This is a genomic window from Streptomyces sp. OfavH-34-F, from assembly GCF_022347745.1.
Classification (GTDB): Bacteria; Actinomycetota; Actinomycetes; order Streptomycetales; family Streptomycetaceae; genus Streptomyces.
This window is the reverse complement of record NZ_JAKRGC010000291.1, coordinates 1-8,321: the sequence shown is the minus strand read 5'-3', so window position 1 is coordinate 8,321 and position 8,321 is coordinate 1. Positions and strand designations below refer to the sequence as shown.

Here is an 8,321-nt window from a genome sequence, read left to right as displayed (position 1 = left end):
CCCCCGTACCGGCGGCACCCCGGGCGCGGCGGACGGCCGGGACGGGGACACCGGCGGCGCGGACGACGGCGACGACGGACGCGAGGGCCCCGCTCCGCAGGACTGACACCGGCACGGCACGGCGACCGGCCCCGGACTTCGCGTCGAAGTCCGGGGCCGGTGGCGTCGGTGGGTGGGGCGGCCGGGTACTACAGGGCGACGCCGAGCAGCGCGTCGACGGTACGGGAGACCAGGCCGGGCGCCCCCTCGTCCGTACCGCCCTCGGCGGTCTGCCGTTCGGCCCACCGGTCCACGGCGGCCAGCGCGGCCGGGGCGTCCAGGTCGTCGGCGAGGGCCGCGCGGACCTCCTCGACCAGGGCGTCGGCGGACAGGCCGTCCGGGCGGGAGACGGCGGCGCGCCAGCGGGCGAGCCGGGCGACGGCGTCGTCGAGCACCTGGTCGGTCCACTCCCAGTCGGAGCGGTAGTGGTGGGCGAGCAGGGCGAGGCGGATCGCCGCCGGGTCCACGCCGTCGCGGCGCAGCGCCGAGACGAACACGAGGTTGCCCCGGGACTTGGACATCTTCTCGCCGTCCAGGCCGACCATGCCGGCGTGCACGTACGCCTTGGCGAAGGGGTGCTCGCCGGTGAGCACCTGGGCGTGCGAGGCGCCCATCTCGTGGTGCGGGAAGGCGAGGTCGGAGCCGCCGCCCTGGACGTCGAAGCCCATGCCGAGGTGGTCCAGGGCGATGGCCACGCACTCGATGTGCCAGCCGGGCCGGCCGGGGCCGAGCGAGCCGCCGTCCCAGCTCGGCTCGCCCTCGCGGGCGGCCATCCAGAGCATCGGGTCGAGGGGGTTCTTCTTGCCGGGGCGCTCCGGGTCGCCGCCGCGTTCGGCGGAGAGCAGCCGCATCGCCTCGGCGTCCAGGTTCGACACCTGGCCGAAGTGCGGGTCGGTGTCGACGGAGAAGTAGACGTCCCCGTCGAGTTCGTAGGCGGCGCCCGCGTCGCGGAGCCGTTCGACGAGCGGCACGATGCCGGGTATCGCCTCGACGGCCCCGATGTAGTGGCGCGGCGGGAGCATGCGCAGCGCGGTCATGTCCTCCCGGAACAGGGCCGTCTCGCGTTCGGCGAGCGCGGTCCAGTCCTGCCCGTCGCGCACGGCCCGCTCCAGCAGCGGATCGTCCACGTCCGTCACGTTCTGGACGTAGTGAACCTGCCGCTTGGTGTCGAGCCACACGCGCTGTACGAGGTCGAACGCGTTGTAGGTCGCCGCGTGACCCATGTGGGTCGCGTCGTACGGGGTGATGCCGCAGACGTAGATACGGGCGACGGGACCGGGGTCGAGGGTGATCCGACCGCCGGTCGCGGTGTCGTGGATCCGGAGGTCGCGGCCCTTGCCGGGCAGGGCGGGGACCTCAGAAGCGGGCCAGGCATGCATGCGACGAGCGTAACCGGATGCGGCTTCCGGATACGAACCGGAGGGGCGATCCTGACCGAAGAGGCCCTCTTGCGGCCCGGAGGCCGCACGTGCATTCAGACGGGCGGCCAGGGGATGGCGGGCCACTCGCCGCTCGGCTCCCGGTGCAGTCCGGTGGTGCGCAGCGCGGCCACGCGGGCGCGCAGGGCGTCGATCTCGGCCGGGGTGAGGAGTTCGGCCAGCCGGGTGACCAGCGGGGCGCCGGGCTCCAGTTCGGCGGCGAGACGGCCGAGGACGCCGACGGCCTCGGCGGTGAGGGGTTCGCCCGCCCAGCCCCACAGGAGGGTGCGCAGCTTGTCGTCGGTGTGGAAGGTGACGCCGTGGTCGATGCCGTAGAGCCGGCCGCCGGGCGCGGGCAGCAGATGGCCGCCCTTGCGGTCGCCGTTGTTGATGACCGCGTCCAGCACGGCGAGCCGCCGCAGCCGGGGGTCGTCCGCGTGCACCAGGAGCGCGGTGCGCCCCTCCCCCACCTCGGCGTGGGCGACGGCCTTCCAGCCCTCGCCGGGCTCCTCGTCCTCGGTGAGCGCGAGCAGGCCCGGCTCGTCCCCGTCCGGGGTCTCGGCCTCGATCCACAGCTGGCACATGCCCCGGCCGTACGGCCCGTCCCGCAGCACGGTCGGCGGCACCAGGCCCCAGCCGGTGGCCTCGGAGACCGCGTAGGCGGCCACCTCGCGCTGGGCGAGGGTGCCGTCCGGGAAGTCCCACAGGGGCTGCTCGCCGGCCTCCGGCTTGTAGACGCAGTACGCCTCCTCGCCCTCGTGGGCCACGGAGCAGTACAGCACCGCGTTGGAGGCGCCGCGCACCTGCCCGAGGACGGTGAGGGTGCCCTCGGCCAGCAGGGTGACCCGCTCGGCGTCGGTCAGGAGGCGCCCCGGCGGTATCCGTTCTGGCGCGGGCATACGTGTCCTTCCGGGTCGAGCGGCAGGCTGCACAGGGGGCACGGGGGCCGGCCGGCGTTCACCACCTCCAGGGCGCGCTTGGCGAAGGCGCGGGCCTGGGCGCCGGTGAGCCGGACGCGGAGCATCGGCGGGCCGTTCTCCTCGTCCTGGAGGAGCCGCTCCTCGGCCTCGGCGAGGTCCTCGACGGAGTCGGCGTCGAGTTCGACGAGGGCCTGGGCCTCGACGATCATGCGCTGTTCCTCCCCGTCCCAGGCCAGCGCCATGGTGCCGACGCGGAACTCCTCCTCGACGGGGATGTCGAGCGGGGCGGTGTCGGTGACGTCCGTCGGGGCGACCGCGGGCACCGGGGAGTTGCCCCCGGTGCGCCGCACCACCTCGTCCAGCAGTTCGTCCACGCGCTCGGCGAGCGCGGCGACCTGGGTCTTCTCCAGGGCCACGCTGGTGACACGTCCGCCTGAGGATGCCTGCAGGAAGAACGTACGGCGTCCAGGCAGCCCGACCGTGCCGGCCACGAAGCGGTCCGGGGGGTCGTAGAGGAACACCTGACGGGACACGTCCTGTCTCCCTTGAGAGTCGACGGCAGATGAGGGTGGGCCGGAGCCTTCGAAAGCGTTCTACGGCGCGTCCACCCTACTGTGCGCGGCGATCACGGCGCCCCAGCGCCGCCCCCCACCGCCGCGTCCTGCCCGGGGCCGGCGTCCGCCTCGCGGGGCGCGAGTCCGGCGAGGTCGCCCGTGTCGCCGAGGCGTAGGAGATAGGGGCGCAGCCGGGTGTAGCGGATCGCGGTGACCGAGCAGGGGTCGGCGTGGACGCGCTGGAAGAGGTCCAGGTGCAGGCCGAGCGCGTCGGCGACGAGGGACTTGATGATGTCGCCGTGCGAGCACATGACGTACAGGGCGTCCTCGCCGTGCTCCGCCTCGATGCGCGCGTTCCACTCCCGTACCGCCTCGACGGCGCGGGCCTGCATGGCGCGCATCGACTCGCCGCCGGGAAACGCGGCGGCGGAGGGGTGCTGCTGGACGACGGTCATCAGCGGGTCGTCGCCGAGTTCGGCGAGCTTGCGGCCCGACCAGTCGCCGTAGTCGCACTCGTTGATCCGGTCCTCGACGTGCAGCGGCAGGTCCGGGCGGGCGGCCAGCAGGGGTTCCAGGGTCTCCCGGCAGCGCTGCAGGGGGCTTCTGACGGCGGCGGCCAGCGGGAGCGCGGCCAGCCGTCCGGGGAGCGCTGCGGCCTGTTCGGCGCCGCGCTCGTCGAGGGCGATGCCGGGGGTGCGGCCCGCGAGCACTCCGTCCGTGTTGGCGGTGGAGCGTCCGTGGCGTACGAGGATCAGGGTGGGCATGCGCTCCAGCGTACGGTCCCGGCCCGGCTGCCCGGCGGGCGCGCGACACCCCCCGCCGGATGTGCGTACCGGGCCGTAAGCAGGGAACAATGCGCGCCGTGATTGTCGACTGTGCCATCTACCGCGACGGACGCCGGACCGACGGCCCCGCCGACTTCTCCGATGCCCTGTCCGAGGCGCGGGCGGCGGGGGACGCGTTCCTCTGGATCGGCCTGTACGAGCCGACGGAGCAGGAGTTCGACCTCGTCAGCAACGAGTTCGGGCTGCACCCGCTGGCCGTGGAGGACGCCCTGTCCGCACATCAGCGGCCCAAGCTGGAGGTGTACGACGACTCGCTGTTCGCGGTGATCAAGCCGGTGCTGTACGACCACGACAGCGACTCGGTGACCGCGCACGAGCTGATGGTGTTCCTGGGCGACTCGTTCGTGGTGACGGTGCGGCACGGCGAGGGGGCGCCGCTGGCCGCGGTGCGCCGCCGGCTGGAGGCGGAGCCCGAGGTGCTGCGGCACGGGCCCACCGCGGTCCTGTACGCGGTCAGCGACGCGATCGTGGACCACTACATAGACGTGGCGGGCGAGCTCCAGGTCGACCTGGAGGAGCTGGAGACCCAGGTCTTCGCGCCGAGCGGTACGGACGACTCGAAGAACACCGCCGCCCGCATCTACACCTTCAAACGCCAGGTCCTCGAGTTCCGCCGGGCGACGGTGCCGCTGACCGCGCCGCTGGCCCGGCTGGCGGGCGCCGGGGTGCCCTTCGTCCAGGACCACGCGCAGCCGTTCTTCCGGGACGTCCAGGACCACCTGACCCGCGCCAACGAGCAGGTGGAGGGGCTGGACCGGCTGCTGTCGGACATCCTGTCCGCGCATCTCGCGCAGATGGGGGTGCGGCAGAACGACGACATGCGCAAGATCTCCGCCTGGGCGGCGATGGCCGCGGTGCCGACGATGGTCGCGGGGATCTACGGCATGAACTTCGAGCACATGCCGGAGCTGCGCTGGGTCGGCTCCTACCCGCTGGTGCTGCTGCTGATGGCGGGGGCGGTCCTGGGCCTGTACCGCCTGTTCAAGCGGCGCGGCTGGCTCTGAGCCCCCGCCGGGGGCCGGGTCAGGCGTACTCGGGGGCGGGCGCCGCGGGGCCGCCCAGGGCGTCGCGCCGGGCGGGCGGGGCGAGGTCGACCATGCGCCGCCAGCCGCCGAGGCGCTCGTACGCGTACACGGCGTGGATGCCCGCGGCGAGCACCGCGGCCTTCGCCCGCGACCAGCCGAGCACGCGGCCCATGTGGTCCATGACGGCGAGGCTGACGTCGCGGTAGACGCGGATCTCGGCGAGGGCGCACTCGCGCAGGGCGCGCTGGATGGTCCGGCCGTGCCCGGCGCGCGCGAAGCGCAGCAGCTCCTCGTGGCAGTACGCGAGGTGGTTGTCCTCGTCGTTCGAGATCATCCGCACCGCGCGGCCCAGTTCGGGGTGGTCGGCGAAGTGCTTGTTCAGCAGCCGCATCTGCTCCGACGCGCGCTGTTCGGTCACCCGGCTGTGGGCCAGGTAGGTGATGATGTCGCCCTCGGTCAGCGGCTCGTCGCGGCCGAGCTTCTCGTGTGCGAGGCCGATGCCGTGCCGTTCGAGGAGCATCGTGTAGTCGGTGTCCGGCGGGACCGGGCCGGGGGTGAGGCCGCGCTTCTTGAGCAGCGCGGTGAAGATCCGGCCGTGCTTGTCCTCGTCGGCACCGTGCCGGGCGATCTTGGGGGCCAGGTCGCGCCGGCTCGCCGGGACGAGCGCCGCGATCCTGCCGTTCTCCCAGCCGCCCTGTGATTCGCCGCTGGCGGCGATGGAGCAGAACAGGCGGAACGAGTCGTCGTTGTCGAGGATCTCCTGGAACAGGTTCTTTGCCGAGAGCATCACTGCCACCTCCGTGCCGGCGTCGCCGAGCGCCAGTCAAGTGCGGGCGGCGCCGGCGGGCAACAGGAGGGTGCGGCCACTGGGCCGAACGGGGGTGGCCGAGGGCGGGGCCGGGGGTTGCACGGGTGGCGGGGCCGGGGCCGCGCGGGTGGCGGCGAACCGTTTTTGCGCAGACCCGTAACCCGGCCCTTCCGGCCGCGTTGTTCCCGGTGACGGCCGTGGCGGGGAGCCCCCGAGCCCCCGCCGCGGCTGTGACGCGTCAGGCGAGTCCGGCCCGCTCCAGGGCCTCCGTACCGGCCCGCAGCGCGGCGATCCGCTCGTCCAGCGTGAAGCCGGCCGGGGCCAGCGTCAGGGTGGTGACCCCCACCTCCGCGTACGCCCGCATGCCCTCGGCGATGCGCTCCACCGGGCCCAGCAGCGTCGTCTGGTCGATCAGCCGGTGCGGGACGGCGGCCGCCGCGCCGCTCTTGTCGCCGGAGAGGTACTTCTCCTGGATCTCGGCGGCCTCCTTCTCGTACCCCATGCGCTGGGCGAGCCGGTTGTAGAAGTTCTGCTTGGCGCTGCCCATGCCGCCGACGTACAGCGCGGTGTAGGGCCGGAACATGTCCGCGAGGCCGTGGACGTCGTCACCGACGGCGAGCGGGACGGTCGGGCAGACGTCGAAGCCCTCCATCGTCTTCCCGGCCTTCTCCCGGCCGGCCCGCAGATGACGGACGGCGGTCTCCTCCAGGTGCTCGGCGGACGGGAAGATCAGCAGCGCGCCGTCGGCGATCTCGCCGGTCTGCTCCAGGTTCTTCGGGCCGATCGCGGCGATGTAGAGCGGGATGTGCTCGCGCTGCGGGTGCACGGTCAGCTTGAGCGGCTTGCCGGGACCGTCCGGCAGCGGCAGCGTCCAGTGCTCCCCCTCGTACGACAGCCGCTCGCGGGTCATCGCCCGGCGGACGATCTCGACGTACTCGCGGGTGCGGGCCAGCGGCTTGTCGAACCGGACGCCGTACCAGCCCTCCGACACCTGCGGGCCCGAGACACCGAGGCCGAGACGGAACCGGCCGCCGGACAGGGAGTCCAGGGTGGCCGCGGTCATCGCCGCCATCGCGGGCTGGCGCGCCGGGATCTGGAGGATGGCGGAGCCGACGTCGATGGACTCCGTCTGCGCGGCCACCCAGGCCAGCACGGTCGGCGCGTCGGAGCCGTACGCCTCGGCCGCCCAGCAGACGTCGTAGCCGAGCCGGTCGGCCTCCTGCGCGACGGCGAGGTTGTCGCCGTCCATCCCCGCGCCCCAGTAGCCGAGATTGATGCCGAGCCGCATAGCCGAACCCCTTACCGATCAGTAACGTGCCTGGGTTCCGGACTCTAGCGCGCGGTGGGGCGATCCGGCAGTGGGCGGCCACCGCGCCGGTTGTCCACAGCCCTGCGACGCGTACGGCCGCGGCCAGTAATCTCAGCGCCCATGGAGCAGAGGCATCTCGGCCGCACCGGCCTACGAGTGTCCCGGATCGGGCTCGGCACCCTCACCTGGGGCCGGGACACCGACGAGCACGACGCTGCCGAGCAGCTGAAGGCGTTCTGGGAGGCGGGCGGCACCCTGGTCGACACGGCCGACGTGTACGGCGGCGGCGAGGCGGAGTACCTGCTCGGGCGGCTCGTGGACGGGCTGGTGCCCCGGCGCGATCTGGTCATCGCGACCAAGGCGGGCAGCGTCGCCGACCCCTACCGCAGGGTGGACGGCTCGCGCGGACACCTGCTGGCGGCCCTGGACGCCTCGCTGGACCGGCTCGGCACGGACCACGTGGACCTGTGGCAGCTCCACGCCTTCGACCCGGCGACCCCGCTGGAGGAGACCCTCCAGGCGCTGGACCTCGCGGTGTCCTCCGGGCGCGCCCGCTACGCCGGGGTGTCCGGGTTCTGCGGCTGGCAGCTGGCCAAGGCGGCGACCTGGCAGCTGGCGGCGCCGGGCACCCGGACCCGGCTGGCCGCGACGCAGATGGAGTACTCGCTGCTCCAGCGCGGCGTGGAGCGCGAGGTGCTGCCCGCCGCCCTCGACCTCGGCATCGGACTGCTGCCCGCGTCGCCGCTGGGCCGGGGCGTGCTCACCGGCAAGTACCGCACCGGCACGCCGGCCGACTCGCGCGGCGCGTCGGAGCTGATGGCCCCCTTCGTCGAGCCGTACCTGGACGACGCGGCGAGCCGCATCGTGGACGCGGTCTCCACGGCGGCCGAGGGGCTGGCCACCACGCCCGTCCAGGTGGCCCTGGCCTGGGTCAGGGACCGGCCGGGCGTGACGGCGCCGATCGTCGGCGCGCGCAACGCGAAGCAGTTGGCGGAGGCGTTGTCAGTGGAGACGCTTAGTCTTCCTGACGAGATCTGCCAGGCGCTCGACGACGTGTCGGCGCCCGTGCACCGCTATCCCGACCAGGACTGGAGCACGCTGTGACCGCGCGACCCCCAGGCGACGACACCCCCGCCGCCGCCCCGGCCACCCCGACCTCCGAGGCTCCCCCCGAGGGGCCCGGGGAGGAGACGGGGGACGCCCCGGAGGCGTCCGGCACCGAGGGCGCGGGGGCCGCACCCGGACCGGAGGCGCCGGCCGACGCGGAAGGCGACACCGGGGCGGAGGCGTCCGGCGACGCAGAGGGCGAGGCCGGGTCGGCGGTGTCCGGCGACGCGGAAGGCGAAGCCGGACCGGAGGGCGCGCGCTCCACGGACCCGGACGCGGATGCGGAAGCCGGCGCC

8 protein-coding genes and 1 pseudogene are annotated in these 8,321 nt (G+C 73.9%); 3 read left to right on the top strand and 6 right to left on the bottom strand.

The genetic code is table 11. The annotated features are described in order from the left end of the window. Positions 1-188 precede the first annotated feature (188 nt). The 4 genes from mshC to MHW47_RS28565 all read right to left on the bottom strand — a co-directional run bounded on the left by mshC (position 189) and on the right by MHW47_RS28565 (position 3,695). Positions 189-1,418 (bottom strand): cysteine--1-D-myo-inosityl 2-amino-2-deoxy-alpha-D-glucopyranoside ligase, encoded by a 1,230-nt coding sequence (gene mshC, locus MHW47_RS28580; protein WP_239226648.1) that lies wholly within the window; start codon positions 1,416-1,418, stop codon positions 189-191. A gap of 95 nt (positions 1,419-1,513) precedes the next feature. After that, complete coding sequence (locus tag MHW47_RS28575; RefSeq protein ID WP_239226647.1) at positions 1,514-2,356, bottom strand: SCO1664 family protein; 843 nt, start codon at positions 2,354-2,356, stop codon at positions 1,514-1,516. Next, positions 2,317-2,910: a DUF3090 domain-containing protein gene (locus MHW47_RS28570; protein ID WP_239226646.1), complete on the bottom strand. Its 594-nt coding sequence runs from the start codon at positions 2,908-2,910 to the stop codon at positions 2,317-2,319. The genes MHW47_RS28575 and MHW47_RS28570 overlap by 40 nt, the downstream gene beginning before the upstream one ends. A 92-nt stretch (positions 2,911-3,002) precedes the next feature. Continuing rightward, on the bottom strand, positions 3,003-3,695 hold the full coding sequence (locus tag MHW47_RS28565) for a histidine phosphatase family protein (RefSeq protein ID WP_239226645.1): 693 nt from the start codon (positions 3,693-3,695) through the stop codon (positions 3,003-3,005). A gap of 89 nt (positions 3,696-3,784) precedes the next feature. On the opposite strand from MHW47_RS28565, the gene corA reads away from it, so the two are divergent. Next, positions 3,785-4,780, top strand: coding sequence for a magnesium/cobalt transporter CorA (corA, locus tag MHW47_RS28560; RefSeq protein WP_239226644.1), 996 nt, complete (start codon positions 3,785-3,787; stop codon positions 4,778-4,780). Positions 4,781-4,799: 19 nt separating this feature from the next. On the opposite strand, the gene MHW47_RS28555 is transcribed toward corA, so the two are convergent. Together MHW47_RS28555 and MHW47_RS28550 are read right to left on the bottom strand one after the other, a co-directional pair. Further along, positions 4,800-5,588, bottom strand: coding sequence for a ferritin-like domain-containing protein (locus MHW47_RS28555; RefSeq protein ID WP_239226643.1), 789 nt, complete (start codon positions 5,586-5,588; stop codon positions 4,800-4,802). A gap of 259 nt (positions 5,589-5,847) precedes the next feature. Beyond that, positions 5,848-6,897, bottom strand: a complete 1,050-nt coding sequence (locus MHW47_RS28550) for an LLM class F420-dependent oxidoreductase (protein ID WP_239226642.1) — start codon at positions 6,895-6,897, stop codon at positions 5,848-5,850. Positions 6,898-7,038: 141 nt separating this feature from the next. Between MHW47_RS28550 and MHW47_RS28545 the strand changes: the two genes are divergently transcribed. Next, positions 7,039-8,022: an aldo/keto reductase gene (locus tag MHW47_RS28545; protein ID WP_239226641.1), complete on the top strand. Its 984-nt coding sequence runs from the start codon at positions 7,039-7,041 to the stop codon at positions 8,020-8,022. Further along, positions 8,019-8,321, top strand: a pseudogene (locus MHW47_RS28540) (hypothetical protein); the annotation flags it as partial. The gene MHW47_RS28545 and the pseudogene MHW47_RS28540, both read left to right, overlap by 4 nt.